19 protein-coding genes and 2 pseudogenes are annotated in these 26,645 nt (G+C 69.7%); 11 read left to right on the forward strand and 10 right to left on the reverse strand.

The genetic code is table 11. From position 1 onward, the window contains the following. Positions 1–58 precede the first annotated feature (58 nt). Entirely contained in the window at positions 59–409 is a 351-nt protein-coding gene (locus OV208_RS07610; protein ID WP_267573153.1) for a DUF2019 domain-containing protein, read from the reverse strand. 162 nt (positions 410–571) lie between these two features. Between OV208_RS07610 and OV208_RS07615 the strand changes: the two genes are divergently transcribed. Then, positions 572–1,456 (forward strand): DUF2381 family protein, encoded by an 885-nt coding sequence (locus OV208_RS07615; RefSeq protein ID WP_267573154.1) that lies wholly within the window; start codon positions 572–574, stop codon positions 1,454–1,456. A 37-nt stretch (positions 1,457–1,493) separates the two neighbouring features. After that, positions 1,494–3,215, forward strand: a complete 1,722-nt coding sequence (locus tag OV208_RS07620; protein ID WP_267573155.1) for a serine/threonine protein kinase — start codon at positions 1,494–1,496, stop codon at positions 3,213–3,215. 265 nt (positions 3,216–3,480) lie between these two features. On the opposite strand, the gene OV208_RS07625 is transcribed toward OV208_RS07620, so the two are convergent. Beyond that, on the reverse strand, positions 3,481–4,974 hold the full coding sequence (locus OV208_RS07625) for a BTAD domain-containing putative transcriptional regulator (RefSeq protein ID WP_267573156.1): 1,494 nt from the start codon (positions 4,972–4,974) through the stop codon (positions 3,481–3,483). 342 nt (positions 4,975–5,316) lie between these two features. Here OV208_RS07625 and OV208_RS07630 point away from each other — a divergent pair, with 342 nt between their 5' ends. After that, positions 5,317–5,667: a pilus assembly protein N-terminal domain-containing protein gene (locus tag OV208_RS07630; protein ID WP_267573157.1), complete on the forward strand. Its 351-nt coding sequence runs from the start codon at positions 5,317–5,319 to the stop codon at positions 5,665–5,667. A gap of 13 nt (positions 5,668–5,680) precedes the next feature. On the opposite strand, the gene OV208_RS07635 is transcribed toward OV208_RS07630, so the two are convergent. Together OV208_RS07635 and OV208_RS07640 are read right to left on the reverse strand one after the other, a co-directional pair. Then, entirely contained in the window at positions 5,681–6,133 is a 453-nt protein-coding gene (locus OV208_RS07635; protein ID WP_120545858.1) for a PaaI family thioesterase, read from the reverse strand. Between the two features lie 5 nt (positions 6,134–6,138). After that, positions 6,139–6,588 carry a PaaI family thioesterase gene (locus OV208_RS07640; protein ID WP_120545859.1) on the reverse strand — a complete coding sequence of 150 codons (450 nt, stop codon included), beginning with the start codon at positions 6,586–6,588 and terminating at the stop codon, positions 6,139–6,141. Between the two features lie 178 nt (positions 6,589–6,766). Between OV208_RS07640 and OV208_RS07645 the strand changes: the two genes are divergently transcribed. The 4 genes from OV208_RS07645 to OV208_RS07660 all read left to right on the forward strand — a co-directional run bounded on the left by OV208_RS07645 (position 6,767) and on the right by OV208_RS07660 (position 12,558). Continuing rightward, entirely contained in the window at positions 6,767–10,201 is a 3,435-nt protein-coding gene (locus tag OV208_RS07645; protein ID WP_267573158.1) for an amidohydrolase family protein, read from the forward strand. Between the two features lie 409 nt (positions 10,202–10,610). Beyond that, positions 10,611–11,054, forward strand: a complete 444-nt coding sequence (locus OV208_RS07650) for a hypothetical protein (RefSeq protein WP_267573159.1) — start codon at positions 10,611–10,613, stop codon at positions 11,052–11,054. 64 nt (positions 11,055–11,118) lie between these two features. Continuing rightward, positions 11,119–11,571, forward strand: coding sequence for a hypothetical protein (locus OV208_RS07655; RefSeq protein ID WP_267573160.1), 453 nt, complete (start codon positions 11,119–11,121; stop codon positions 11,569–11,571). A 531-nt stretch (positions 11,572–12,102) separates the two neighbouring features. Then, the gene (locus OV208_RS07660) at positions 12,103–12,558 is read left to right on the forward strand and encodes a hypothetical protein (protein ID WP_267573161.1); all 456 of its coding nucleotides are present in this window, start codon (positions 12,103–12,105) and stop codon (positions 12,556–12,558) included. Positions 12,559–12,561: 3 nt separating this feature from the next. Here OV208_RS07660 and OV208_RS07665 read toward each other — a convergent pair whose 3' ends face one another. From OV208_RS07665 to OV208_RS07675, 3 genes and pseudogenes are all read right to left on the reverse strand, one after another. After that, entirely contained in the window at positions 12,562–15,813 is a 3,252-nt protein-coding gene (locus OV208_RS07665) for a PAS domain-containing protein (RefSeq protein WP_267573180.1), read from the reverse strand. A gap of 15 nt (positions 15,814–15,828) precedes the next feature. Further along, positions 15,829–16,491, reverse strand: a pseudogene (locus OV208_RS07670) (PAS domain-containing protein); the annotation flags it as partial. Then, positions 16,409–17,395 (reverse strand): hypothetical protein, encoded by a 987-nt coding sequence (locus tag OV208_RS07675; RefSeq protein WP_267573162.1) that lies wholly within the window; start codon positions 17,393–17,395, stop codon positions 16,409–16,411. The gene OV208_RS07675 and the pseudogene OV208_RS07670, both read right to left, overlap by 83 nt. Before the next feature lie 280 nt (positions 17,396–17,675). On the opposite strand from OV208_RS07675, the gene OV208_RS07680 reads away from it, so the two are divergent. Further along, positions 17,676–19,199 (forward strand): M20/M25/M40 family metallo-hydrolase, encoded by a 1,524-nt coding sequence (locus tag OV208_RS07680; RefSeq protein WP_267573163.1) that lies wholly within the window; start codon positions 17,676–17,678, stop codon positions 19,197–19,199. Between the two features lie 21 nt (positions 19,200–19,220). Here OV208_RS07680 and OV208_RS07685 read toward each other — a convergent pair whose 3' ends face one another. Next, positions 19,221–20,993: an MDR family MFS transporter gene (locus tag OV208_RS07685; RefSeq protein ID WP_267573164.1), complete on the reverse strand. Its 1,773-nt coding sequence runs from the start codon at positions 20,991–20,993 to the stop codon at positions 19,221–19,223. A gap of 253 nt (positions 20,994–21,246) precedes the next feature. On the opposite strand from OV208_RS07685, the gene OV208_RS07690 reads away from it, so the two are divergent. From OV208_RS07690 to OV208_RS07700, 3 genes are all read left to right on the forward strand, one after another. After that, complete coding sequence (locus tag OV208_RS07690; protein ID WP_267573165.1) at positions 21,247–23,256, forward strand: lysyl oxidase family protein; 2,010 nt, start codon at positions 21,247–21,249, stop codon at positions 23,254–23,256. A gap of 159 nt (positions 23,257–23,415) precedes the next feature. Next, positions 23,416–24,642, forward strand: coding sequence for an ABC transporter permease (locus OV208_RS07695; RefSeq protein WP_267573166.1), 1,227 nt, complete (start codon positions 23,416–23,418; stop codon positions 24,640–24,642). Positions 24,643–24,669: 27 nt separating this feature from the next. After that, positions 24,670–25,890 carry an ABC transporter permease gene (locus tag OV208_RS07700; RefSeq protein WP_267573167.1) on the forward strand — a complete coding sequence of 407 codons (1,221 nt, stop codon included), beginning with the start codon at positions 24,670–24,672 and terminating at the stop codon, positions 25,888–25,890. Between the two features lie 104 nt (positions 25,891–25,994). On the opposite strand, the gene OV208_RS07705 is transcribed toward OV208_RS07700, so the two are convergent. Next, entirely contained in the window at positions 25,995–26,168 is a 174-nt protein-coding gene (locus tag OV208_RS07705) for a hypothetical protein (RefSeq protein WP_167509822.1), read from the reverse strand. Between the two features lie 166 nt (positions 26,169–26,334). Further along, positions 26,335–26,645: pseudogene (locus OV208_RS07710) on the reverse strand (hypothetical protein); the annotation flags it as partial.

Below are 26,645 nucleotides of genomic sequence, written 5' to 3' on the forward strand. Positions count from 1 at the left end.
CAAGGCGATGCGGTCGCGTCTCCAGGCAGTGCCTCCGAGGCGTGAAGGGGCCGGAGGGCTACTCCGGATCCAGCGCCCAGGTGCCGTTGTCCCAGTGTCGCAGGGTCATGATGGCGTCGAGAGCACCCACGCCTCCCTCCTTCGCCGCTGCTTCCAACACGGCCCTGGCTTCCGCCGTGCGGTAGCGCAGCATGAAGCCAGCGGCCATGGCGCGAACGTCCGTGCGGGGATGCGTCAGCAGGACGGTGAGGGCTTCCCGGCCGGCATCTCCCTGGGCACGCAGCTCCTGAAGCGCCGCCGTGTACTGCCTGGCGTGGCGGTTCCCCGTCCTGGCGTCGCCTTGCCGGATGGCATCGGTCTGGGCCGCGACGTTCCGCGCGAATCGAGCCACCCGTTCCTCCAGCGTCATCACCACAACCCCTTGCGCACATGTTCGACCATCGCATGGCTCCTCGAAGGCTTTGAGCTGGACCCGAGCCAGTCGTTCAGGGGGCGAAGAGTCGGTAGGTGCATCTGAACGATGGTCGCGGACCCGCCCTGCTAGGATGAAACCCTGGAGGTCCTTCCGCACGTGCCCTACTTTTCATGTTGGCTCTCGCTCCTGGCTCTGCTGGTGGCAGGAACCGCCGCGGCTCAGTCCGCTCCCCCTGCCCGGCTGCTTCGGCAACGTGCTGTCTCACTGATGTCGAGTCCGGTGGATGCCTCGGTGCAAGTGGCGAAGGGGGTGCTCACCACGCTCACCTTCGACTCGCAGCTCCTGCCCAAGAGCGTGATGGTGCAGGGCCGTGACACCCACTTCGAACGATTCGTCGTGGAGGAGCGCACCGTCACCTTCAAGCCCAAGGTGGACCTGACCGCTGACGAGCGGCTCCTGCTCACCGTGCGATTCGCGGATGGCGCTGCTCCCCAAGAGGCCATCTTCATCCTCATCCCCGCCGGCGAGCAGGTGGACGCGGCCGTGGAGGTTCTTCGCCGTGCACGGAACGCGGAAGCACTCCAGTTGGAGTTGACGCAGGTTCAAGCCCAGCTCGTCGCGTTGCAGGGTCGATGCGGTGACGGCGGACCGACGGGGCTCATCCTCTCAGGGCTCCTGGATTCGGACGTCCGCACCTCGGATTTCATTGCGGCGGTTCCTCCCGGGAACGCCAGCGGGCTCAATGTGGAACGTGGCATGGGCTATCGGACCAGGGCATGGGCCGTCGTCACGGTGCGCGTACGCAACCTCGTGGGCCAACGCGTCTGGAGTCCGGGCGTGGCGCGCCTGTCGACGGTGCGCGGCCAGTCCATCCAGGTGAAGTCCTTGCGCACGGTCAAGCCCCAGCTCGCACCCGGTGAAGAGGGACTGGTGCTCGTGGAGACCGGAGCGCCTGTTTGGCAGGAGAAGGATGAACTGCTCCTCGAATTGTCGGACACCGCGAATGGACGATCCCTGCCCATCAGGGGCGTGCGGCTGTAGGCATCCCCTCGATTGAACGAGGGAAGAGGACCCGAACATGACGATGTCGCCCCTGCATCCCGACCATCTCACCGCCGGAAACCAGGTAGGTCCCTGGCGGATCCTCGAGTTTCTCGGTGGTGGCGGGGGAGGACGCCTCTTCAAGGTGGAGCGGGCGGAGCACCCCGGCCGGCCGTTCACGATGAAGGTGGCACTGCGGCCCGCGGGCCAACATGCGTCCGAGGAGGAGAACGCGGATGGACGCGTCTCACGCGAGGCGGCCATCCACATGGCCTATGACACCGGGCTGAAGGTCCATGCGCTGGACCACTGGCTGGGGCCCTCCGGCTACCTCTACTTCGTGACGGACTACGTGGAGGGAGAGACCTTTACCGAGTGGTGTTGGCGGATGAAGCCCACCGCCGCGCGCCTCCTGGAGGTCTTCACCGAGGTGGTGCGGCTCGTCGACAAGCTGCATCGCCGCCACCTGTGGCACCGGGACTTGAAGGGGGCCAACATCCTTATCCGCAAGGAGGATGGGCACCCCGTCCTCATCGACTTCGGCGTGGCGCGACAACCGGGCATGGTCACCCTGACGGTGGGGGTGCCACCAACGTCGCCACACCTCCTGCCCCCCGAGTGTCTGGCTTTTCTTGCAGAAGGCGCTTGGGAGGGAGGGGGTTCCTTCGAGCCGGGCACCGCGGGCGACCTCTACGCGTTGGGCACGCTGCTCTACGAGGCGCTCTCCGATGTCTATGCCTTCGATCCGAAGCTACCTTACGACCAGCTTGTTCTCGCCATCGCGACGAAGAACCCGACCGCCCCTCACGTCATCAACCCCAGGGTGCCTCGCACGCTGAGCGACATCTCCCTGCGCCTGATCGCGAAGCGTCCCGAGGACCGGTTCGCCAATACGGAAGCCCTCCTCCAGGCGCTGTGGGACGCAGCAAAGGAGAAGAGGAAGCCGGAGTGGCAGGTCTCCCTGGAGCAGCCGCTGCCAGAGGAACCAGCCCCTCAAGAAGTGCAGGGGGAGGCGGGAAGCACGGAGGTGGACGTGCCGGTCCCGGAGGAATCGGAGCCGGCCGCCGCCGCTCAACCTATCGCCGCCGCCCCTCCTCCGCGTACCCGCGGTCGCGTCGTGACGTGGGGCTTGTGCGGCGCGCTGGCGGTTTTGCTGGCCCTGTGGCCGGCGCTCAGCATGCTCGTACCCTCACCTGAGAAAGGAAGTTTGTCCGTGCCCACCTCCCTGACGCCTCCCTCATCCATCGCTGCTCTCCGGCGCTCTACCCCAGTGCGGCAAGCCGCTGCGTTGCTGTGCGCCACCGTGGGACTCGCCTGCCCGAGTGTGCCAACGCTCCCCGCCACGAACGTGCGCTGCCCCGAGGCTGCAACGCAGGCCATGTTCCAGCAGCTCCGCCTGACCAAGCCTCTCCGGGCCATTGTCGACATCAACCAGCCGGGTGACCCCAGTGAGGATGGCACCTACCAGGATGGACCCATCGTGGGGCGCATCGTTGGCAAATCCTGGACGGATCCGGCCCTGCCCGCCGGCACGTTGCTCTATGGGCGGTTGTGGACGGGCCCAGGCATCTACGAGTGGGATGAGGAGGCCGTCATCGCTCGCTACACCGAGGCCCGGCTGCCGGATGGGAGGGTCTATCCCGTCTGTCTCGTGCTGGGCGGCGAGAGTGGGCGCGTGCTCAAGCAGCCGGGTTCCAAGCCCGGAGCCACCGTGCTGCCCAACGAATTCACGGTGTATTCTGTGTGGCGCTGGCCGTGAACAACGGTCGCCGGATGGCTCGTGGCCCCCACGCTCTGGGTGCCTTGTCCCAAGAGGCCAGGCTCTCGGCGAGGTGGCTGCCTTGAAGTGCTCGAAGTGATTGTTGCTCTTGAAGACGAGGTCGAAGGCCCAGTGTGCGTCTTGGGGTACGGGCGGCGCCACGGCATGCATCGCTGGCAGTCCGAGGCGTGCCGCTGGCAACCCTGTGTTCTCGTCCCGTGTGCCGTGAGAGGCCCATCGGGCGTCCTGCATGAAGCCGCTCCGCTCAAGGGGACGCGGTCGCGTCTCCAGGCAGTGCCTCCGAACGGCTCACCTGCAGGTCGCTGTCCGAGCGGATGATGACCCAGCGAGCCTGGGGCGACACGCGCAGGGCCACCACGTTCGGAGCCAGGCGGCGCATCTCCGGCTTGAAGGGCAACGTGGCCAGGGGCGGCATCGTCAGCGAGGACGCATGCGGATGCCCGACCTGCGAGCGCGGCAGGGGCGCGGGAGGAGGCAGCGTCGGCGCGGCTTCCGGCGAGCGGTTCAGCAGCGCGATGACCTTCACGGTGGGGCGCTCCGGAGGCAGCTCGGACCTCGACACCGGCGCGCTGGAGGCGGGCGCCACGGGCCCCGGCTGCGTCCAGGACAACGCGGGCAGGGCCAGCAGCGCCCCGGGCAGGGCCTTCTGCGGCGCTGCGTGGGACGATGCCGACGGGAGGGTGTCTCGGGTGGAAGGAAGCGGCGCCGAGAGCGGTGCGATGTGCGGGACCGGACCGGGGTTGTGGGAACGGACCGCGGTCACGCCCGAAGAACCGCCCTGGACCGGAGCCCCGTGCGAAGCCGGACCGGAAGCCGGTGCCCGAGCGGTCGGCGAAGTGCCCTGGACCGGAGCCCCATGCGGAGCCGGACTGGAAGCCGGTGACCGAACCACGGTCGGCGCGATGCCCTGCACTGGAGCTCCGTGGGGGAGCGGCGTGGAACCCCGCACGGCCGGAGCACCATGCGGGACCGGACCCGCGAAAGGTGCACCCACGGGCGTCGCGACTGGCGCGGCGCCCGGCGCCCGGACCGCCGGGTGCGTGTGCTCACCCGCCGCGACATGCGCGATGGAACGCGCGAGGCGCTCCGTCGCGCTCTCCGGTGCCCGGGCCGCGACCTGCGCGGGCCGGTGATGCGGCAGCAGGGCCTCGCGGCCCGGACCCGAGCTGGGTCCCGACATCCGCGCAGGCGGCGTGTTCCGGGCTCCGGAGGCATGCATGGGCGTGATGGACGGCGCGACGGGCAGGCTCCCGGAAGGGCCCGCTTCCAGCGCGGCGTTGAGCACGAAGGGCGGAGGCGGAGGAGGGGGCAGGCTCCGGATGTGCCCCGGCGGGGGCGTGGGGGGCAGCCGGTCGAAGAAGTCGCTCGCGGAGGTGTAGGGCTGTTCATCCTCCAGCGCCGTCGTGATGACCTCGCCCTGGCCCATCCGCACCACCTCCATCTGGAGGACGGGGTCGCGCGGATCCAACTCCAGCGCGGCCTTCAGCGCCCCCCGCGCGCGGGAAGCGCAACCCAGCAACATCAGTATCGTCGCTGCATCCCGGTACGCGGCGATCGCCTGGGCCCGTTGCCCCGCGCGCCGGCACGCTTCCGCGAGTCGCACGCGCACGTTCGCATCGTGCGGCAGCAGCCTCGCCAACTGCGAGTACGTCTCCGCGCACTGCGCATACCTGCCCCGCTGGAACAGGGCGTGGGCGGTTTCCTTCAACTCCCGAAGCTTCGTCTCGCGCTCGCTCATGGAAGGCCCCTGCGTCAGTGCTGCTTCCAGGAGCTAGCAGGGCACGTGCCGACTGCCCTTGACGTGCGGTCCCGTTCACTGGCGCGCCCCTACCGGGACCCGGGACCGGAACGCGTGTCCTGCACCCGGCGGACCCCGAGGCGAGACTCCGTGCGCCCGTGCACGCTGTTCAATGCAAGACGCGGCAGCGACCCTGTAGAAATGGGAACGACGCTGTAACAACGCCAGTGCTGCATTCCATGACGTCAGCGAATGACGCGAGACATTGGCGACGTCGGATGCGCACGCATGCGACGCTGGGGCTCCTCCGGAGTCCACCGGAGACACCTGAAAGGTCGCACCATGTCCTCCCGATTCACGCTCCTGACGTTGGCAACCCTGGTGTTGGCGTGCGTGCCCGTGGGCGCGAAGGAGCCGTCCAGGGCGACGAAGGAATCGGCGAAGAAGGTGGCCCAGGAGAAGGTGGATGCTCCTTCCGCGGACGAGACCCTCACGTTGAAGAAGGGCGCGAAGCGCACGCTCACGGTGCCAGGCCTGAGCCGCGTGGCGCTGGGCGACCCGACCATCGCGGACGTGGAGACGACGGGCGCCGACGGCGTCCAGGTCTCCGGCCTGGCGGTGGGAAAGACGACCCTCATCGTCTGGGACAACGCGGGCAAGCGCCGCACGTACCTCATCGACGTGGGCCGCTAGCGGCCCCGCAGGCTCACGGCTCCGACAAGAGGAACAGCGCGTGCGAGCTGGCGATGGGACGGGTGCGGTCGTCCTGCCATGCTTCCACGCGCACGTTGGCCACGCGCCGGCCCTGTCGGGTGATGAAGGCGCGCGCGAAGGTGTCCTGAGCCTTGCCCGAGCGCAGGAAGTCCACGGTGCTGGAGATGACCTTGGGCACGCGCCCGGTGTCCGTCTGGAGCAGCAGCTCGAAGATGGCGGACGACTCCAGGAGCGCGCCCAGCGCGCCGCCATGCAGCGCGGGCAGCAGGCTGTTGCCGATGAGGTGCGGGGTGTACCGCATGCGGCAGAGCATCTCCCCGGCGAGGTTCTCCACGCCAATGCCCATGAAGCGCGTGTAGGGGATGGCGTTGGTGAGGCGGTGGTATTCGCGTGACTGGCGCACCGTGCGCACGAGGTCCGCGAGCGGAGGGGCAGGGGGGCTCATGGCGCTCAGTCCTCCACCCGCATGAAGGTGCCCTGCGAGGAGGCCACCGGCTGCTCCGGGTCGCCCTGGTGCACCAGGGCGCGCACGAAGGCGATGAGGCGGGTGACCTTGTAGCACTCGGCGTGGGCGGTCAGCTCCAGGCCCGGGCGCGCGGGGCGCAGGTAGTCGATGCGCAGGTCCAGCGTGACGATGGCGGCGAAGGTGCCCAGCCGCGCGAGCACGGCGGTGCCGCACGTCGCGTCGATGAGCGTCGTCACCGCGCCGCCCGCGACGACGCCGGTCTCCGGGTTGCCCACCAGCACGTCCGCGTAGGGCATCACCACCGTCGCGTCCGTGGTGCCCACGTCCACCAGCCGCAGGCCGAGCGCGTGGTTGTGGGGCACTGCCTCGGTGAACAGCACGGAGAGCTGCTCCTGCCGTCCTGCCTTGTCCGTTGGAAGTGTGAGGTCCGACATAGGGATGACTCGCGATAGCAGATTCGAGCGCGCGGTGGGGAGCGCGTCCGCCCGCGCCTGCTGCGCGGGGGCTGGCGCACGCCCGCATGTCCGCCGGTGCACGCGTGCTTCCCGCTTCGCGCCCGGGGCAGGCCGGTTAGGCTGCCGCGCCCTTCGTCTCCCCAAGAGGACTCCACCAGTGAACCGACTGATCTCCGCCCTCTGCTTCGCGCTGCTGGTGCCGGGCCTGCTCCTGGCCGCGCAGCCCCTGCCCCGGCCCACGGGTGCGACCGCCCCTCCGCCAAAGGGCGAAGCCCCCCAGGAGCCGCCTCCGCCGCCCGCGCCGAAGGACACCGCGCGTGATGCCGCCCGAGCGAGCGAGGGAGACGCCGGCACCCCCGCCCCTGTCGCCGTCACCGGGACGCCGGACGCGAAGAAGGAAACGTGGAGCGTGGATGCGCCCCCGGGAGCGACCGCCTCGCAGGTGCCCATCGACGTGCGCGAGGGCACGTGGCTGAACGTGGACGTGAGCCCGCGCGGGGACGAAATCATCTTCGACCTGCTGGGGGACGTGTACGCGCTGCCCATCGCGGGCGGTGAAGCGCGTCCGCTGACGTCCGGCGCGTCCTGGGACATGCAGCCGCGCTACAGCCCGGACGGGAAGTCCATCGCGTTCACGAGCGACCGGGGCGGCGGCGACAACCTCTGGGTGATGAACCGCGACGGCTCCGACCCGAAGCCGGTGACGCAGGAGAAGTTCCGCCTGCTCAACAGCCCGGCGTGGAGTCCGGACGGGCAGTTCCTGGTGGGGCGCAAGCACTTCACCGGCCGGCGTTCGCTGGGCGCGGGCGAGGTGTGGATGTACCACCGCGCGGGTGGTGAGGGCGTGAAGCTCACCGAGCGCGCCAACGACCAGAAGGACCTGGGCGAGCCCGCGTTCTCCCCCGACGGCCGCTACGTCTACTTCAGCCAGGACGTCACGCCGGGGAAGTCCTTCGAATACGACAAGGATCCGAACAAGGAGCTCTACGCCATCCAGCGGCTGGACCTGGAGACGAAGGAGGTGGAGCCCTTCGTCACCGGCCCGGGCGGTTCCATCCGGCCCACGCCGTCGCCGGACGGGGAGCAGCTGGCCTTCGTGCGGCGGGTGCGCGCGAAGAGCGTGCTGTACGTGGCGGACGTGGCGTCCGGGGCGGAGCGGCCGCTGTACGACGGGCTTGACCGGGACATGCAGGAGACGTGGGCCATCCACGGGGTGTCGCCGGTGATGGCGTGGACGCCGGACAACAAGTCGCTGGTGTTCTGGGCGGGCGGGACGCTGCACCGCATCGACGTGGCGACGAAGAAGGTGACGCCCATTGCCTTCCACGTGAAGGGGACGCGCACGGTGTTCCAGACGGTGAGGAGCGCGAGGGCGGTGGCGCCGGATCGCTTCGACGTGAAGATGCTGCGTTGGATGCAGGTGTCACCGGATGGCAAGCGCGTGGTGTACCAGGCGCTGGGCCGGCTCTACGTGAAGGACCTGCCGTCGGGCACGCCGCGCCGGCTGACGCGGCAGAACGAGCACCTGGAGTTCCATCCGTCGTTCTCCCGGGATGGGCGCTCCATCGTCTACACGACGTGGGACGACGACCGGCTGGGCGCGGTGCGCGTGGTGGCGGCGACGGGTGGGGAAGGGCGCGTGGTGACAACGCAGCCGGGCTACTTCGTGGAGCCGGTGCTGAGCCCGGACGGGAAGTGGGTGGTGTACCGGGCGACGGGGGATGGCTACCTGATGCCGGGCACGTGGAGCCGGGAGACGGGGTTGTTCGCGGTGCCGTCCGCGGGTGGGGGCGTGGGGCGCAAGCTGACGCGGGACGGGCAGCAGCCGCACTTCGGCGCGAAGTCGGACCGCGTGTACTTCCTGCGCGTGGAGTCGAAGGAGGTGGAGGACGTCCGCACGCTCCAGAGCATCGAACTGGACGGGGGCAACGAGCGCACGCACCTGAAGAGCGCGGGCGCGGTGGAGATGCGGGTGTCGCCCGACGACCGGTGGGTGGCCTTCCGCGAGGACTTCAACGCATACGTGACGCCGTTCGTGCGGGGCTCCAAGGAAGCTCAGGTGGGGCCGGGCACCAAGGCGATGCCGGTGACGCAGGTGAGCCGTGACGCGGGCGAATACCTGCACTGGTCCGGGGACGGTGCCCGTCTGTCATTGAACTGGGCGCTGGGCCCGAAGCTGTACACGCGGGCGCTGAAGGATGCGTTCACGTTCCTGGACGGGTCACCGAAGACGTTGCCGCCGCCGTCCTTCGAAGGCGTGGACGTGTCGTTCACGGCGAAGTCGGACGTGCCGGAGGGGACGTTGGCGCTGGTGGGGGGGCGCATCGTCACGATGAAGGGCGACGAGGTGTTGGAGGAGGGCGTGGTGGTGGTGAAGGGCAACCGCATCCTCGCGGTGGGCCCGGTGGGGAAGGTGGCGGTGCCGGCGGGGGCGAAGGTGGTGGATGTGAAGGGCAAGACGCTGATGCCGGGCCTGGTGGATGTGCATTGGCACGGGAGCATGGGCGTGGACGGGCTGATGCCGGAGCAGAGCTGGGTGCAGGCGGCGTCGCTGGCGTTCGGGGTGACGACGCTGCACGACCCGTCGAACAATTCGGAGACCATCTTCGCCGCGAGCGAGCTGGGCAAGGCGGGGATGCTGATGTCGCCGCGCATCTACTCCACGGGCACCATCCTGTACGGGGCGGCGAGCGCGGGGGCCCACGTGGAAATTGATTCGCTGGACGACGCGCGCCGGCACCTGCGGCGGATGCAGGCGTTGGGTGGGTTCAGCGTGAAGAGCTACAACCAGCCCCGGCGCGACCAGCGGCAGAAGGTGCTCCAGGCGGCGCGCGAGCTGGGGATGTTGGTGGTGCCGGAGGGCGGCTCGCTGCTCCAGCACAACCTGACGATGGTGGTGGACGGGCACACGGGCGTGGAGCACTCGCTGCCGGTGGCGCGCATCTACGACGACGTGCGCCAGCTCTGGAAGGGCACGCGCGTGGGGTACACGCCGACGCTGGGCGTGTCCTACGGCGGGTTGATGGGGGAGAACTACTGGTATCAGAAGACGAACGTCTGGGAGGACACGCGGCTGTTGTCCTTCGTGCCCCGGCGCGTGGTGGATGAGCGGTCCCGGCGCCGGGTGATGGTGCCGGACGAGGAGTTCAACCATCAGAACGTGGCGCGGGTGGCGAAGGAGCTGAACGACCTGGGCGTGAGTGTGCAGTTGGGCGCGCACGGCCAGCGCGAGGGATTGGCCGCGCACTGGGAGCTGGCGATGTTCGTGCAGGGCGGGATGACGCCGATGCAGGCGTTGCGCGCGGGCACGCTGAGTGGGGCGCGCTACCTGGGGATGGACGCGGACCTGGGCACGCTGGAGGGTGGGAAGCTGGCGGACCTGGTGGTGTTGGACAAGAACCCGCTGGAGGACATCTCGAACAGCCGGACGGTGCGCTACACGATGGTGAACGGGCACCTGTACGACGCCAACACGTTGAATGAAGTGGGCACGCGGCAGCGCACGCGGGCGAAGTTCTTCTTCGAGAAGGACGGCAACGAAGGGTGGAGCCCGAAGGCCTCCACGCATGCCAATGAGCAGGTATGCGATTAGGGTTGTTGCTGTGTTTGTTTGCCGTGGGTTGTGCGGTCGGCCCACGGCAGTTCAGGCAATCCCTGGGACCGGGGCCTGGGCCGGGCTGCGTCAGCACGGTGGATTGTCAGTGCAAGGAGGGGGTGATGGTGGCCTGCGAGCAGCTTGGCACCGTCCCCCGTCCCCGAGTGCCGCCTCCGTTGCCACCGCCCGGGGCGGCGGAGGAGGCGCGCGAGAAGGAGACCGAGCGGCGCCGGGATTCCTGTGGTGATGACTATGTTCGTTGCATTGATGATGGCGGGGGAAGCAAGCCTGGACGAGTCATGGGCGAGAGCCTGTGTGAATCCTGCCGGGCCTACTGTGTGGCTCAGGGATTCTGGCCTGAGGCCATCTATCCCTGGAAGGGAGTCCGACAGGAATGTCGCAGAAAATGAAAGGCTTCGACGATCCTCCCTACAGCAACCCCAACTGGGAGGCGTTCATGCAGGAGATAGAGGAGACGACGGGACTTGCCTCCACGGACTGGCCACGCTTCCGTACGGGACTGAGGCAATTGGAGCGGCGCCATGCCGGACGGGTACCAACAGCCTCGATGCACCGAAAAATCGCGGAGAATGTGTTCTTCTGTGCCGCGCACTGGAAGCAGACTCCGCGTGTCGTGCGCGGCGCATTGCGGGCCTATCTGAAACATCCACTGGGAAGAAGAATGTACTCCTACACCGCCGCGGAGTACTGGCAATGGGCATCCAAGGTCTCTCCCGACGACCTGCCCGCCGCCGAAGCCATGGTCGCGGAGGTCCGCGAGTACCTGCCGTCCCTGGATGAGCACGAGCGCTGGAACACGGAAGGCCTGCTGGCCTCCTTGAAGCGCTGAAAGCCGGCACGGCAGAGGCGAGCATCCTCTCGCCTTTCTGCCCCTGGAACGGGAAGCCGCTGACATGCCCAGGAAGATGAAAGAAGCCTTCGCCGACCCGTCCCTGCACGACCCGCACTGGCGCGCCTTCATCATGGACATGGAGGACACGAGTGCGCGCAGGGATTGGCGACGCTTTCGCGCGGACCTCAGACGACTGGAGCGGCGGCATACCGGACGGGTGCCCGCAGCCGCGATGCACCGAGCCCTCGCTCAGGATGTGTTCTTGTGTGCCGCGCATTGGGAGCAGACTCCACGCATCGTACGCGGCGCGCTGCGTGACCTGCTGCGATACCCGCTGAGGTTCGCGCTCTACTCCTTCGTGGCCGCTGAATACTGGCGATGGGCGTCTCAGGTTTCCCCCGCGGATCTGCCCGCCGCCGAGGCCATGCTCGCGGAAGTTCGTGAGGCCCTGCCCACCCTGGATGAGCACGAGCGCTGGAACACGGAGGGCCTGTTGGCCTCCTTGAAGCGCTGAAGGTCGGTGTGCGCCCGAAATGATCAACCTTTCGCCTCGCTCCCAGTTCCGGGCCTCCCGGTTCGGATGCATGAAGGGATTGGAGTCCGAGCGAGGCCACGCATGCTATTGGGAGGGGATGCGATGGGTGTTCGTGTTGGCGCTGGGTGGGTGTGTCGTGGGCTGCGCGGTCGGCCCACGGCAGTTCCGACAATCCCTGGGGCCTGGGCCCGGGCCGGGCTGCGTGAGCACGGTGGATTGTCAGTGCAAGGATGGGGTGGTGGTGGCCTGCGAGCAGCTTGGAACCGTCCCCCGCCCCCGAGTGCCGCCTCCGTTGCCACCGCCCGGGGCGGCGGAGGAGGCACGGGAGAAGGAGACCGAACGGCGCCGGGATTCCTGCGGCGATGATTACGTCCGCTGCATCGACGCTGGCGGGGGAAGTCTGGCTGGCCGGGTGGAGGGCGAAAGCCGGTGTGACTCCTGCCGGGCCTACTGTATGGCTCATGGCTTCTGGCCCACCGACATCTACAACTGGAACGCGAAGCCGCTGACATGTCCGAGAAAATGAAAGAGGCCTTCGCCGATCCGTCCCTGCACGACCCGCACTGGCGTGCCTTCATCCAGGACATGGAGAGCATGAGCGTGCCCGCGGATTGGCGACGTTTCCGCATGGACCTCAGGCGCCTGGAGCGGCGTCATGCCGGACGGGTACCGGAGGCTTCGATGCATCGCGCCCTCGCGAAGGATGCATTCCTGTGTGCCGCGCATTGGGAGCAGACTCCACGCATCGTACGCGGCGCGCTGCGTGACCTGCTGCGATACCCGCTGAGGTTCGCGCTCTACTCCTTCGTGGCCGCTGAATACTGGCGATGGGCGTCTCAGGTTTCCCCCGCGGATCTGCCCGCCGCCGAGGCCATGCTCGCGGAAGTTCGTGAGGCCCTGCCGTCCCTGGATGAGCACGAGCGCTGGAACACGGAGGGCCTGTTGGCCTCCCTGAAGCGCCTCTGACGCTCAGCGCGTCGCGGCCACCTGGGCCAGCGCCCGCTGGATCTCCGGCAGTGCATACGGCTTGGGCAACACCACCACGCCCAGCCACTGCTGCGGATCCCCATCCAGTGCCGCGCGTCCGTGCCCGGAGGCGATGATGATGCGCATGGCGGGCTTTCGCAGCGCCACCTCGCGCGCCAGGTCCACACCCGACATGCCCGGCAACGTCACGTCCGTGAACAGCACGTCGAACGGGCCCGACGCCAGCGCCACCCGCGCCTCCTCCGCGCTCGCCACCGGCACCACGGCGTGCCCCAGCAGGTCCAACAATTCGCTCGCGGACGTGCGGATGTCCTCGTCGTCCTCCACCAGCAACACCTGCATCCGCCGCGTGGACTCCAGCGTCGCCGGCAACTCCTGGCGCGGTGGCACCTCCGGCCACGTCACCTTCGGCGCCGGCGGCGTCAACAGCCGCTGCTTGCGCTGATCCAACAGCGCCCGCACCTTGCGCGCCAGGTCCTCGCGCCGGTACGGCTTGCTCAACAGGTGCACGCCCGGATCCAACCGGCCGCCGTGCACGATGGCGTTCTCCGTGTAACCGGACGTGAAGAGCACCTCGATGTCCGGCTGGAGCATCCGCGCCTGCTTCGCCAGCTCCGGACTTCGCACCGGCCCCGGCATCACCACGTCCGTGAAGAGCAGGTCCACCGCCACGCCGCTCTTCAGGATGGACAGCGCGCTCTGCCCGTCCACCGCGCGCAGCACCCGGTAGCCCAGCTCCGTGAGCAGCTCCACCACCGTCGCGCGCACGTCCGCGTCGTCCTCCACCGCGAGGATGGTCTCCTGTCCACCCTCCACCGGCCCCGTCACCACCTCCGGCACCGGCGCTTCCGCCTGGAAGGCGCGCGGCAGGTACACCTTCACCGTCGTGCCGTGCCCTACCTCGCTGTAGAGCTTCACGTGGCCGCCGGACTGCTTCACGAAGCCGTACACCATGCTCAGCCCCAGGCCCGTGCCCCGGCCCTCCGGCTTCGTCGTGAAGAAGGGCTCGAACGCGCGCTCCATCACCTGCGACGTCATGCCCCCGCCCGTGTCCGACACCGCCAGCAACACATACGCCCCGGCCAGCACCTCCGGGTGCTGCTGCGCGTAATGGTCGTCCAGCGACGCGTTGCTCAGCTCCAGTGTCAGCTTGCCCTGGCCACCCATCGCGTCGCGCGCGTTGATGGTCAGGTTCAGGATGACGTTCTCCAACTGGTGCGGATCCGCCAGCGTGTTCCACAGCCCGCCGCTGATGACCGTCTCCAGCTCCACGTCCTCGCCCAGCGCGCGGCGCAAGAGGTCGTCCATGCCCTGCAGCAGCCGGCCCAGGCTCAGCGAACGCGGCTCCAACGGCTGCCGCCGCGAGAACGCCAGCAATTGCGCCGACAGCCGCGCCCCGCGCTCCACCGCGCCCAGCGCCGTGCGCACCCGCTGCAACCCACGCTCGTTGCCCGCCACGTCGCGCTGCAGGAGCTGCAGGTTGCCGCCGACGATCTGGAGCAGGTTGTTGAAGTCGTGCGCCACGCCGCCCGTCAGCTTGCCCACCGCCTCCATCTTCTGCGCCTGCCGGAGCTGGTCCTCCGTCTGCCGCTGCTCGGTGACGTCGCGCCCGCTGGCGTACAGCACGCCGTCCTCCGGGACCGGCACCGCCGTCCAGGCGATGCGACGGACCCCGCCGTGCTTGCACCGGTAGCTGCTCTCGAAGTTCAGCGTCGGCCGGCCTTCCGCCAGATGGTCCACCTCATCGCGCGACCTCGCGTAGTCTTCCGGACTCTCCATCCACTCGGACGTGCGCCCCAACAACTCCGCTTCCGTCCACCCCAGCATCCGGGTCCAGGCCGGGTTGACGCTCAGGAATCGGCCCGCCTCCAGGTCCCCCACGAGCAGCAGGTCCTGGGACACGTTCCACACGCGGTCCCGCTCCTGCGTGCGCTGTGCGACCCGCTGCTCCAGCGTCTCGTTGGCCTGCCTCAGGTCCGCCAGCGCCTTGAGCCGCGAAAGCGAGGACCACACGCGGTCCGCCACGTTGCGCGCCAGCTCGATTTCATCCTCCAGCCACTGGCGCGGCCGCACGTCGTGCAGGAAGAGCACCGCCACGAACTCGCCGTGCTCCATCAGCGGGATGTTGAACAGCGCCCGGATGCCCACCTTCTCCAACGTGGTCGCCTGCGACGCCGTGCGCGGATCCAACCGCACGTCCGGGATGGCCACGACCTCACCGCGCTGGAGGTCCTGGAGGAACACGCCGTAGTCGTGGAAGCGGTGCACGCCCTCCACGCGGGACACCTTCGGGCCAGACACCCAGTTGGGGTGCATGCGCACCAGCGCGTGCGCGGTGTCCACCGTGCCGTACCCCGCGCGCGGAACCCCCAACAAGCGCCCCACCACCTCCATGGCCAGGTGCGCCGCGACATCCGGAGACGTCGCCTCGCGCAGCCGGTCCGTCATCTCCAGCAACGCGGTCTGCCGCAGCTCCATGCGCTTGCGCGCGTCGATGTCCACCAGCACGCCGGGAAAACGCAGCGGTTGGCCCTGGGGCGTCAATTCGCAGTGGCCACTGGCCTCCACCCACCGGTAGATGCCGTCCCAACGGCGCACGCGGTACTCGGCGCGGAAGGCGCCCCCCGCCTTCAGGGTGCGCCCGATGATGGCCTCCACGCCCGGCCGGTCCTCCGGGTGCATGGACTGCACGAAGAGTTCGATGGGCAGGCCGTCGCGCGCCTGGAGCGGGTTCAGCGAAAAGGCGCGCGCGAAGCGCTCGTCGACGATGACGTTGTTGGCGGGCACGTCCCACACCCAGGTGCCAATCACCGCCTCGGTGTTCAACGCCAGTTGCACCCGTTCGTTGGCCGCGCGCAGCGCGTCCTCCGCCTGGCGTCGCTCGGTGATGTCCTGCGTGACGCCAATGAGCTGCACCGGCTGTCCCGCCGCGTCGTGCACGAATGACGCTCGCCGGGAAATCCAGCGCACCGCCCCGGTGTCCGGCTTGCGGATGCGGTACTCCACCGACAGGGTGGACTGTCCGGCCGCCCGCGTGCGCGCGTTGGACAGCCGGTGCCGGTCCTCCTCCCGCGCCATCGATTCGATGACCTGCGCGGGCACGGTGTCCGTGCGCGGCAGGCCGTACAGGCGGCAGAACTCCGGCGTCACCGTCAGCAGGTTGGTGGCGATCTCCAGCGTGAAGACGCCAATGCCTCCCGCCTCCTGCGCCAGCCGCAGCTGCTCGCGCTTCACGCGCAGGCGCTCCTCGGCGTTCCGGTTCTCGGTGATGTCTCGCGAGACGCAGATGGCGAAGCGGGGCCTGCCCTCCGTGTCCCTCGCCAGCGAGACGTGGTCGTGCACCCAGACGACGCTGGCGTCCGGCCGCACGTGGCGCTTCTCCACGGTGAAGGGTTCGCCCGTCTCCACCATGCGCTGGAACAGATGGGCATTGCGCTCCCGGTCATCCGGGTGCGTGAGCGACAGCAGGCCGCGGCCCAGCACGTCCTCGCGCGAGCGCCCCAGCAGATCGCAGTAGCGCTGGTTCATCAGCTCCAGCGTGCCCGTGAGGTCCGCCTGGGCGATGCCCACGCTGGCCTGCTGGAAGAGCACCGCCAAACGCTCCCGGTCAAACGCGGGCGCGGTCGTCTCCGTCGTGGCAGGGGCCTCACCCGCGTCCAGGCCCGCGTCGCGCAGGCGGGTGCGCAGACGTTCGAGCTCCGCCCTCAAGGCCTGTTCGGTGTCGGAAGGGGGGATGCTCATGTGTGTGGGGGGCCGGGGCGGGGGACACCTTCGGCGGCGGAACTGTGGCCCGGTCCTCAGGGGTGGGCAACGGAGAATTCCAGGTGCTTCATTCCGCGGTCGGGGTCGCTTCCTGTGCGTCCGCTCCCGTTCGCGTCCGGATGAACCCCCGGATGTGGGCGACGAGCGCATCCCGACGGTGGGCCAGGAAGCTGGACGCGTCGCCCTGACGCAGGGCGACCAGGGCTTCGGGCGGCAGGGCATGGCTGGGGAATACGGCGGGCGGCAGCGCTCCTCTGCGCACCAGTCCCAGCAATGTCACGCCCGGTGCGAGCACGGGGTGGAAGAGCTGGTTGGCCAGCGTGAGCAGCATCGAATCCCCGGACCCCGAGGACGTGGACAGGCCTGGAGGCGACGTGGGGAACAGCGGCAGGAATGCGACCGCGCCCTGCGCCTCCAGCAGCGGGCCCGGCTCCAGGACGGCGCCGGTGAGCAGGTGCCTTGGATGCAGCGCGAGCAGCGCGTTGGCCTCCACCCGGTCCGCCACCGACGCGAGCCCCGCCATGCCGGGCTGCGAATAACGCTCCCACCCGCGCTCGGGCGGTGGGCCCACGCGGGCCAGCAACGCGCGCACGGTCGCGTCCGCGTCCCCGGTGAGGAGGGCGAGGCTCGCGCGGGCCTCGTCGTCGGGAAACAAACGCTCCGTGTCGAAGAGGGCGCGCTGCCACAGCCAGTGGGACAACCGGGCGCGCACGGCGGCCGGAGGCTGGGGATGCAGGTGGAAGAAGCGGCTCAGCAGCGGCAGCACGTCCGGCCGCGGCAGGAGGCTCAGGTGGGCAATGGCCGCGTCCTGGCGGAGGAATTCAATGGCGTGGCGGACCGCGCGCGCTGTCTGTCCTAATGCCTGCGTCCAGTCATCCTCCGCGCCAAACTCCTCTCGGAAGTCCCGCGTGAAGTCCCTGCCACTCACCGCGAGCAGCAGCGAAAGCAGCGCTTCGTCCTCCAACCGACCGAAATCACGGGTGGCCAGGTGTTCGCTCAGGGCCTCCAGGCTCTGGCAGGACGCGTCGGGTTGCCAGGGAGGAGTGGGTGCCATGGGACTTCCTGCGTAGCGGAGACTTGAGAACACTCACATCGGTCGGGAGTCGCAATGCTCACTTCGTGCCTTGACGGTGCGAGGAATTTCTTTAAAGAATGCACGCACGTCCTCTTCTTCTTGGAAGATGGCGTATGTACCGGGCCTCGCGTTCCCCAACCGCGGAACCGGTGCGTGACGTCCCAGTTGAGCCCCGCGCGCCGCGTTCCCCCTCTCGGCGCGCGGTGGCCCCTGGGACTTCCGGCCTCCGCCTTCCTCTCAAGTACGTTCGAGGATTTGCGTGTCCACCTCTGGTTTCGTCCTGCCTGTCTCGCTGGCCCTGCGACTGCTGACCTCCGCGGCGCCCGCCCCCCAGTCCCCCGCCGCCGCGCCCAACCCGCCGCAGGTTCCCAGGGTGCCCGCCACCGCCCCCGTGAAGACGCCCGTGACGCCTGCCCCCGGTTCCAGCAAAGGCCTGAGCGCGGCGCAGCAGGCCACGGCGGGACGGCTGGTGGGGCCCGCGCTCACGGAAGGCCATGCGTATGCGCGGCTGGCGGAGTTGACGGACGGCGTGGGCCCGCGCCTGTCGGGCTCCGAGAACGCGGAGGCCGCGGTGCAGTGGGCCCTGCGCTCGTTCCAGGCGGACGGCGTGAAGGCGTGGAAGGAGCCGGTGAAGGTGCCGCACTGGGTGCGCGGCGAGGAGCACGGCGAAATCCTCTCCTCCGAACGCACGCGGGGCCTGCCCTTGTCATTGCTGGCATTGGGAGGCAGCGCGCCCACGCCGCCGGAGGGGCTCACCGCGGAGGTGGTGGAGGTGGGCTCGTTGGAGGAACTGGCCGCGCTGGGTGACAAGGCGAAGGGGAAGATCGTCTTCTTCAACCACACCATGTCGGAGGCGGTGGACTACGGCCGCTTCGCCGGGATGAGGAGCCGGGGGCCGGCGGCGGCGGCGAAGCAGGGCGCGGTGGCCGCGCTGGTGCGTTCGCTGGCCACGGCGTCGCTGCGCACGCCGCACACGGGCGCCACGCGCTTCGATGACGGCGGCCCGCGCCTGCCCGCGGCGGCGGTGTCGGTGGAGGACGCGCTCACGCTGCACCGGATGCTCCAGGGCGGGACGGTGAAGGTGCGTCTGGTGTTGGGATGCTCGGACCTGCCGGAGGCGGATTCGTCCAACGTGGTCGCGGAGATTCGGGGCCGCGAGAAGCCAGACGAGGTGGTGCTGCTGGGCGCGCACCTGGACTCGTGGGACGTGGGCACGGGCGCGCATGACGACGGCGCGGGCGTGGTGATGGTGATGGAGGCGGCGCGCCTCATCGCGAAGCTGCCCCAGGCGCCCCGGCGCACGGTGCGCGTGGTGCTGTTCATGAACGAGGAGAACGGCCTGCGCGGAGGTCGCGCCTACGCGCAGGCTCATGCGAAGGAGCTGCCCAGGCACGTGGCCGCGTTGGAGATGGACTCGGGCGGCGGCAGGCCCCTGGGCGTCAGCCTGCACGCGGGCCCGGGCGGGGAGGACCTGCTGCGGCCGTGGCTTGCGCCCCTGGAGGGCCTGGGCGCGGCCACGTTCCTGGTGGGCCACGCGACGGGCGCGGACCTGAGCCCGATGGAGCCCGCGCACGTGCCCTTCGTGGGCCTGCGGGTGGACAGCAGCCGCTACTTCGACGTGCACCACTCCATGGCGGACACGCTGGACAAGGTGGATCCGCAGGACCTGTCGCGCAGCACCGCCGCGGTGACGTGGATGGCGTACGCGCTGGCGGAGGCGCCAGGCGTGCTCGCGCGTCCCACCGCGCCGGAGTCCGACGGTCCGCCCCCGTTGAAGAAGTAGTCGCGGTCCCCTGACTGGCGGCTACTCCGTCACGGCCTGCCGGGGAGCACCGCGCCGCAGCGGCATCTCCGGCAGCAGCAGCGTGACGAGCAGGGCCGCCAGCGCGACGAAGATGGCGAAGCGGTACACCGCCATCGTCGCGCGGGTGAAGGACTCCTTCAGCGCGCGCTCCACCTGGTCCACGGTGGACAGCGCGCGGGCCTCGTTCGCGTCCAGCTTCGCGTGGGCGCGGGCCTCGTCGGTGCCGTGCAGGGACTGGGAGGCCTGCCGCCGTTCCTCCGCGAAGCCCTGCCGCAGCTTCGCCTTCACCTCCTCGGGCTGGAACCGGCTGCCCGCGGGAGCGCCCTCGCCGCCCAGGGCATTGCCCAGGCCATTGGGAGACGAGGCCTGCAGTTCCTGGCGCACGTCCTGGGGCAGGCCTTGCGTGGCCTGTTCGGTGCGCGTCGTCAGCTCCCGGCCCAGCGTGCCCGCGAACACGGTGCCCAGCAGCGCCACGCCCACCGTCATGCCCAGTTGCCGGAAGAAGGTGGTCGCGGACGTGGCCACGCCGATGCGCTGGGGCGGCACCGCGTTCTGCACGGCCACGGTGTACAGCGGGATGGACGGGCCCAGGCCCAGGCCCACGAGCACCATCTTCACCGTGACCTCGGCCTGGCTGGAGTCGGGCGTCAGCGTGAAGGCCATCACGGCGAAGCCGCCCATCAGGAACAGCAGCGAGCCCACCATCAGCGTCTTGTAGCGCCCCATGCGCGACACCAGTTGTCCGGACAGCACGTTGCCCGCCACCACGCCCAGCGTCAGGGGCGTGAGCGTCAGGCCAGAGTGCGTCGCGGACAGCCCCACCACGTTCACCATGAACAGCGGCAGGAACGTGACGGACGCGAGGAACACCGCGCCAATGGTGAACACCGCCGCGTTGCCCGCGGTGAACGCGCGCAGGCGGAACAGCGACGGGTCCAGCAGCGGCTCCTTCGCGCGGCGCTCCCGCCAGATGAAGAGGGCCCCCGCCACCGCCGACAGCGCGAACAACCCGAGGATGGGCGCCGAACTCCACGCGAACCCGCCCGCGCGCGGCGCGGACGCCTCATGCCCCAGGCTGAGCGCGAGCAGCAGCGGCACCACCGCCAGGGCCAGCGCCACCGCGCCCACGACATCCAGCCGGCCTCCGTGCTGTCCGTCGGGCTTGAGCGGAGGCATGCGCAGGAGGATGAGCGCCAGCGCGAGCGCGCCCACCGGCAGGTTGATGAAGAACACCCAATGCCAGCCCAGCGCGTCGGTGATGAAGCCGCCGGCCAGCGGGCCAATCACGCTGGACAGGCCAAACACCGCGCCGAACAGGCCCTGGTACTTGCCCCGGTCTCGCGGTGGGAACAGGTCCGCCACCACCGCCAGCGAGCCGGTGAAGAGCGCCGCGCTGCCCAGGCCCTGCACCGCGCGGCAGAGGATGAGGACGAGCGTGGAGCGGGCCGCGCCGCACAGGAAGCTGCCGGTGAGGAACACGGCGATGCCCGCCACCAGCACCGCGCGGCGTCCCAGCAGGTCCGACAGCTTGCCCCACACCGGCACCATCATCGTGGAGGCCACGAGGTACGCGGTGGTGAGCCACGGGTAGTGCTCCGGCGCGATGCGCAGGTCCGCCTGGATGGCCGGGCCGGCGGTGGCCACGATGGTCTGGTCCAGCGCGGCCAGCATCAGGCCCAGCAGCGCCCCCGCCAGCGTGAACGCCTTCTGTGAGCGGCTGAACCGTTCGGAGGCCGGGGCGGCCGCGGCGGTGTCGGCGACGGTGTCGGGCATATGGCGGGCGGGCACACGCTCGCGCGCTGCCCGTCGCGAAACCTGGAGACGGGCGGGGGCGATGGCCACGGCCGCCTGCCCGGCTGCCCTCCTACCAACGCGCACGCCCGTCAAGCGCACCCCGGGGCCAGCGCGGGGATGCCACTCAAGGGACAAGGGCATTTTCAGGACGTTGGCGGGAGCCCATATCCTCCCGCCCCTCTCAGCTCCGACGCGCCGGGCCGGTGGTCGTGTCCCCCAAAGGAAGTGACGCATGCGGATTCCCGGAGTGTTTGCCTGTGCGGTGATGCTGACGCTGGTGACGGGCTGCAAGGACCCGAAACCCCAACCGGACGCGGGTACGCCGGACGCGGGTACGCCGGACGCGGGCTCTCCTGATGACGGCGGCATCCCCGATGCCGGACCGGCGGGTCCCACCCTCTCTGAAACACCGCGCTGGCAGGTGGTAGGAGACGGCACGAACCCCCGGGAGTGCTTCAGCCGGGGCCTGGCGCTGGGCGACGTCAACGGCGATGGCCGCGTGGATCTGCTCGTGGGGTCCCCGCCCTGCAAGAGCACCGCGACGGACCCCGGCCGCGTGCTGGTGTACGCGGGAGCGGCCGAGGACTTCTCCAAGGTGCCCGTCGCCGCGACGATGACGTGGGTGCACCCCAGCCCGCGCACGTCGGGTTACCTGATGGCGTTGTCCACGGGCGACATCGACGGGGATGCGTACGCGGACGTGGTCGTGAAGAGCTACTACGGCGTCAGCGTGTTCAAGGGTGGCCCGGACCTGTCCCAGGTGTTCGCCCAGCCGCTGTTCCGCGTGCCGGACTCCTCCGACACGCGCTTCAGAGCCGCCCAGTTGCTGGACCTGGATGGCGACGGGAAGGACGAGCTCCTCGTCACCACCTTCAGCGGCAGCACCACCCTCTACCGTTCGACCCCCGGCGGAGCGGAGGGCCCCTTCACCAACGTGCGCGTGTTCTCCGGCTACCTGACGCCCGCGGGGGACACGGACGGGGACGGCGCCCAGGACCTGTTCGCGAGCCTCGTGGAGGAGGAGAACGGCCAGGGGCTCTTCCTGGGCTGCAAGGCGGACAGCGCGCGCGCCTGCACCGGGCCCCTCACCACCGCGCCGGTGTGGACGGGCACCGCGGATTCCTTGAGGGCGCTGCCGGACGTGAGCGGAGATGGCCGTCCGGAGCTGTTCGTGTCCCTGCGCGGCAGCCTGCTCCTGCACCTGTCGGATGCCCTGGTCCAGGGGTATGCGGCCTCGCCCACGTGGCAGGTGATGGACGACGCGGCCTTCCCCATCCTGGGGGGCGCCACGCCCGTGGGCTCCATGGCGGAGGGGAGCACCGGCCATGACTTCGTCCTCACCGGGGTGGGCCGCGCGTACCTCTTCCGTCCCACGGCCGATGTGTCGGGCCCCCTGGCGCCGGTGTGGGCGTGGCCTCGTGCCAACCGCCTCCTGCCCCAGACGATGCTGGGCTTCGTCAACCCCGTCGTCGCCAGCCGTGGAGACCTGAACGCGGACGGATATGACGACCTGGTGCTGGGGCTGCCGCAGGAGCAGGACGGCACCCGCGCCCCGGGCCGGGTGGTGGTGTTTGGCGGTGGCGCGGTGCCGGATCTGGAGGAGCCCGCCCCCGCCATGGCGCCCACGAAGGTGTGCAACCTCCCGGTGGATCCGGTGAACGGCAGGCCGGACCTGACGGTGGACCGGGACGTGCTCGCGCGCACGCTGTACCTGGAGCGCCGCACCTTCGCCCAGGACTCGTGCGAGGTGCGCGAAGGCTGCGTGCCGGAGGGCGGTGAGCGGCGCCTGTTGCGCTTCAGCACCTCCATCATGAACATGGGCAGCGCGCCGGTGGTGGTGCCCTCGCCGGAGGAGCGGCCGGACCTCTTCGTCTACGACGAGTGCCACGGACACGACCACCTGGTGAACTTCGCCGGCTACTCGCTGACCGACGCGTCTGGCAATCAGTCCGCGGCGGGGCGCAAGCAGGGCTTCTACCTCGTCGACTTCACCCAGTACTGCGCGGACGGCAGTGCGTTCACCTGGTACGACCCGGGCACGGGCATCTCGCCCGGCTGGTCGGATGTCTACACCGCGGACACCGCCTGCCAGTGGCTGGACGTCACCGACACGCCGGACGGCGAATACACCGTGCGTGTGGGCGTGGATGAGAACCACATCGTGGACGAGGACGACAAACTGCCCAACGAGGTCACCGTCAAGGTGCGCCTCTCTGGCGACACGGTGACCGTGCTGCCCTGAGGCCTGAACCCGGGAAACCGGAGCCTGGACCCCCTTCGGTGAAGGCCGCGTGCAATGGGTGGCCTTCCCGGGCGTAGAGTGCCTGACGCGGCCCGCCCGCCGGGGTTTCCCGGTGCGGTGGGCCGCGCGGCTTCCAGCGCGGTCAAAGGGGTGGTCCAGGTGAATTTCCGGGTCGACGTGTGGGAGGGGGCGCGCATCGCGCTGTCCTCGCTGCGCTCCAACCGGCTGCGCACGGTGCTCACCACGGTGGGCATCGGCGTGGGCGTGTGCACGCTCCTGGCCATCGTGGGCATCATCCAGGGGCTGAACAGTTCGTTCGCGGAGCAGCTGGGGAAGCTGGGCTCCAACACCCTCCAGGTCGCCAAGTTCCCCTGGGTGATGGGCGGGGACTGGTGGACGTACCGCAACCGCAAGGACCTGACGCTGGACCTGGTGCCCGCCCTGCGCAACGCCTCCGAGCACGTGGTGGCGGTGGCGCCCATGTACTTCGAGAGCGCGGAGGTGTCGTTCCAGGAGCGCAAGCTCAACTCCGTGCACACCCTGGGCACCAGCCCCGACTACTTGATGACCTCCTCCATCGAGATGTCCGCGGGGCGCTTCCTCACCGACGCGGACGTGGACAACCGCTCCACGGTGGCGGTGCTGGGCGCGGAGGTGGTGAAGGTGCTCTTCCCGGGCATCAACCCGGTAGGCCACCGCATCCTCGTGGACCAGCGGCCCTACCGCATCGTCGGCACCATGGTGGAGCGCGGCACGGTGCTGGGGCAGAACATGGACATGGAGGTCGTCATCCCGTACCCCGCGTTCCGGGGGCAGTTCGGCAGCAAGCGCTCGCCCCACATGGTGCTCGCGGTGGACTCGCAGGAGAACATCCCCGTCGTGCAGGACCGCCTCACGGAGGCGCTGCGCCGCGAGCGCAACACCAAGCCCGGCGCGCCGGACGACTTCGCCATCAACCGGCCGGATCAGCTCGCCGGCATCTACAAGCAGCTCACCGGCGCGCTCTACGGGGCGGCGACGGGCGTGGGGCTCATCACGCTGTTGGTGGGCGGCATCGGCATCATGAACATCATGCTGGTGTCGGTGCGCGAGCGGACGCGGGAGATTGGCGTCCGGCGGGCACTGGGCGCGCGCAAGCACACCATCATCCTCCAGTTCCTGATGGAGGCGGCCAGCGTGTCCGCGGTGGGCGGCGCTCTGGGCACCGCGGTGGGCATGGGGCTCGCGTGGCTGGTGAACTTCCTGACGCCACTGGCGGCCCGGGTGGACCCGGTGACGGTGGCGGCGGGGGTGGGTTTCTCCGCCGTGGTGGGGTTGCTGTTCGGCATCTGGCCGGCGGCGCGCGCGGCGAACCTGGATCCGGTGGAAGCCCTCCGCCACGACTGAAGCAGCAAGGAGACGCTGGCGATGTGGATGGCATTCTGGGACACGGTGCGGCTGGCGTTCGGCACGTTCCGCTCCAACCCGCTGCGCTCGTTCCTGACGCTGCTGGGCATCGTCATTGGCGTCACCACGGTGGTGGCGATGATGTCGCTCATCGAGGGCCTGAAGAACCAGGTGAACAACCAGTTGTCGGACCTGGGGGCCAACTGCTTCCAGGTGCAGCGGCTGCCCTTCGGCCAGGGCGAGCTGTCGGCGGCGCAGCTGGCGCGCCGGCCGCGCTTCACCTACGCGGACCTGGACGCCATCCGGTTGCAGCCCTCCATCGAGGTGGCGGCGGCGGAGGACTCCAAGGGCGGCCAGAAGGCGTCCACGTCGGAGCGGGAGACCCGCGCCAACGTGAACGTGTGGGCGGGCACGCCGGGCTACTTCCAGACGAACGCCATCAGCATCGCCACCGGGCGGCCCTTCACGGACACGGAGACGGTGGACGGGCGGCGGGTGGCGGTGATTGGCGCGGACCTGGCGGACACGCTGTATCCCGGCATGGATCCGCTGGGGCGTGAGTTCCGCATCCTGGGGCGCACCTTCCAGGTGGTGGGCACGCTCAAGCGCCGGGGCGGGTTCATGGGCGGGGGCAGCCAGGACAACCAGGCGATGATTCCCCTGACCACGTACGCGGGCATCTTCGGCGTCCGGGACCTGCGCATCAGCATCCAGGCGAGATCCGCGGAGGTGCTCCTGCGCGCCCAGGATGAAGTGACGCTGCTCATGCGCCGGCGTCACGGGCTCAAGCCGGACCAGGCGGACGACTTCTTCATCTTCTCCAATGCGAGCACCACGGAGACGTTCAACAACATGTCGACGGCCATCTCCGCGGCCAGCTTCGGCGTGTGCCTGTTGTCGCTCCTGGTGGGCGGCATCGGCATCCTGAACATCATGCTGGTGGCGGTGACGGAGCGGACGCGGGAGATTGGCATCCGCAAGGCGCTGGGGGCCAAGCGCTACCGCATCCTCGCGCAGTTCGCGCTGGAGGCGGTGGTGCTGTCGCTGGTGGGCGGCGCGCTGGGCGTGGGCCTGGGCGTGGGGCTGTCGCTGCTGGCGCGGTGGATGATCAAACTGCCCACGGAGGTGCCGCTCTGGTCCGTGGCGGTGTCGCTGGGGATGAGCTGCGGGGTGGGGCTGCTGTTCGGCATCTACCCGGCGGCGCGCGCGGCGAAGCTGGACCCCGTGGACGCGATGCGCTCCGAGTAGGCGCGCCGTCTTGCGCCTCCGAGCCTGTTTCCGGGCATGAAGAAGGCCCCGACCCGACAGTGCGTGGGTGGGGCCTGGGACTCACGTTCGCTGCCCGCGAAGGACTACGGGCAGGGGTACGTACAGGTGATCTGCCCGGAGATGGGGTTCTTGAAACAGGTGGGCGTGCAGTCCCCCGCGGTGGCGGAGGCCGGCGCGACGGCGACGCCGATGCCCATCACGGTGGCGACGACAGCGGCGATGAAGGCGATGTGGCGGACGTGCTTGCGAGCCTGCATGGTGTCTTCTCCCTGGGTCGTGTTCGTGCTGCGAGGGGCACTCTAGGGCCCTCGTCTGACAGCGCCACGGGTGTTGTTTCAGGCCCGTGCGCCGGTGTGGGGAGCAGGGTGCCGAGGCGACGGACGCGGGAAGAAAAATGAAACATCGCTGCGGCGAAACAATGCGTCAATGCCGCTGCGTGGGCGTGCGACTCCACTGGTAGCCCACGGTGGCGCCGGAGCCGATGAGGGAGAACGCGAGGTAGCGGCGCAGGGTGTCCAGCCGTTCGCTGGTGCCCGCGAGGTGTTTCAGGCCTTCGTGCGCGGCGATGCCGAGCAGCATTCCCACCGTCGCGCCGCCGAGCGCGCCCAGGTACGCGTGGCCGCGATGTTCGCTGTCGCCGAACGCGATTTCGCCCATGCCCCAGGTGCCGAGCGCGGCGATGGGCGGTGTCATGACGAAGGCGGCGCCGAACGCGCCCACTTCCAGCTCCAGCC

Source organism: Corallococcus sp. bb12-1, from assembly GCF_026626765.1.
GTDB classification, from domain to species: Bacteria; Myxococcota; Myxococcia; order Myxococcales; family Myxococcaceae; genus Corallococcus; species Corallococcus terminator.

Bases quoted from the DNA above. Each gene is read 5' to 3' on its own strand.
- OV208_RS07675 (WP_267573162.1), bottom strand. From the start codon at position 17,395: ATGGCACCCACTCCTCCCTGGCAACCCGACGCGTCCTGCCAGAGCCTG.
- OV208_RS07635 (WP_120545858.1), bottom strand. From the start codon at position 6,133: ATGAGCCCCCCTGCCCCTCCGCTCGCGGACCTCGTGCGCACGGTGCGC.
- OV208_RS07630 (WP_267573157.1), top strand. From the start codon at position 5,317: ATGTCCTCCCGATTCACGCTCCTGACGTTGGCAACCCTGGTGTTGGCG.
- OV208_RS07705 (WP_167509822.1), bottom strand. From the start codon at position 26,168: ATGCAGGCTCGCAAGCACGTCCGCCACATCGCCTTCATCGCCGCTGTC.
- OV208_RS07610 (WP_267573153.1), bottom strand. From the start codon at position 409: ATGACGCTGGAGGAACGGGTGGCTCGATTCGCGCGGAACGTCGCGGCC.
- OV208_RS07650 (WP_267573159.1), top strand. From the start codon at position 10,611: ATGAAAGGCTTCGACGATCCTCCCTACAGCAACCCCAACTGGGAGGCG.
- OV208_RS07640 (WP_120545859.1), bottom strand. From the start codon at position 6,588: ATGTCGGACCTCACACTTCCAACGGACAAGGCAGGACGGCAGGAGCAG.
- OV208_RS07655 (WP_267573160.1), top strand. From the start codon at position 11,119: ATGCCCAGGAAGATGAAAGAAGCCTTCGCCGACCCGTCCCTGCACGAC.
- OV208_RS07685 (WP_267573164.1), bottom strand. From the start codon at position 20,993: ATGCCCGACACCGTCGCCGACACCGCCGCGGCCGCCCCGGCCTCCGAA.
- OV208_RS07660 (WP_267573161.1), top strand. From the start codon at position 12,103: ATGTCCGAGAAAATGAAAGAGGCCTTCGCCGATCCGTCCCTGCACGAC.
- OV208_RS07700 (WP_267573167.1), top strand. From the start codon at position 24,670: ATGGCATTCTGGGACACGGTGCGGCTGGCGTTCGGCACGTTCCGCTCC.
- OV208_RS07625 (WP_267573156.1), bottom strand. From the start codon at position 4,974: ATGAGCGAGCGCGAGACGAAGCTTCGGGAGTTGAAGGAAACCGCCCAC.
- OV208_RS07620 (WP_267573155.1), top strand. From the start codon at position 1,494: ATGACGATGTCGCCCCTGCATCCCGACCATCTCACCGCCGGAAACCAG.
- OV208_RS07690 (WP_267573165.1), top strand. From the start codon at position 21,247: ATGCGGATTCCCGGAGTGTTTGCCTGTGCGGTGATGCTGACGCTGGTG.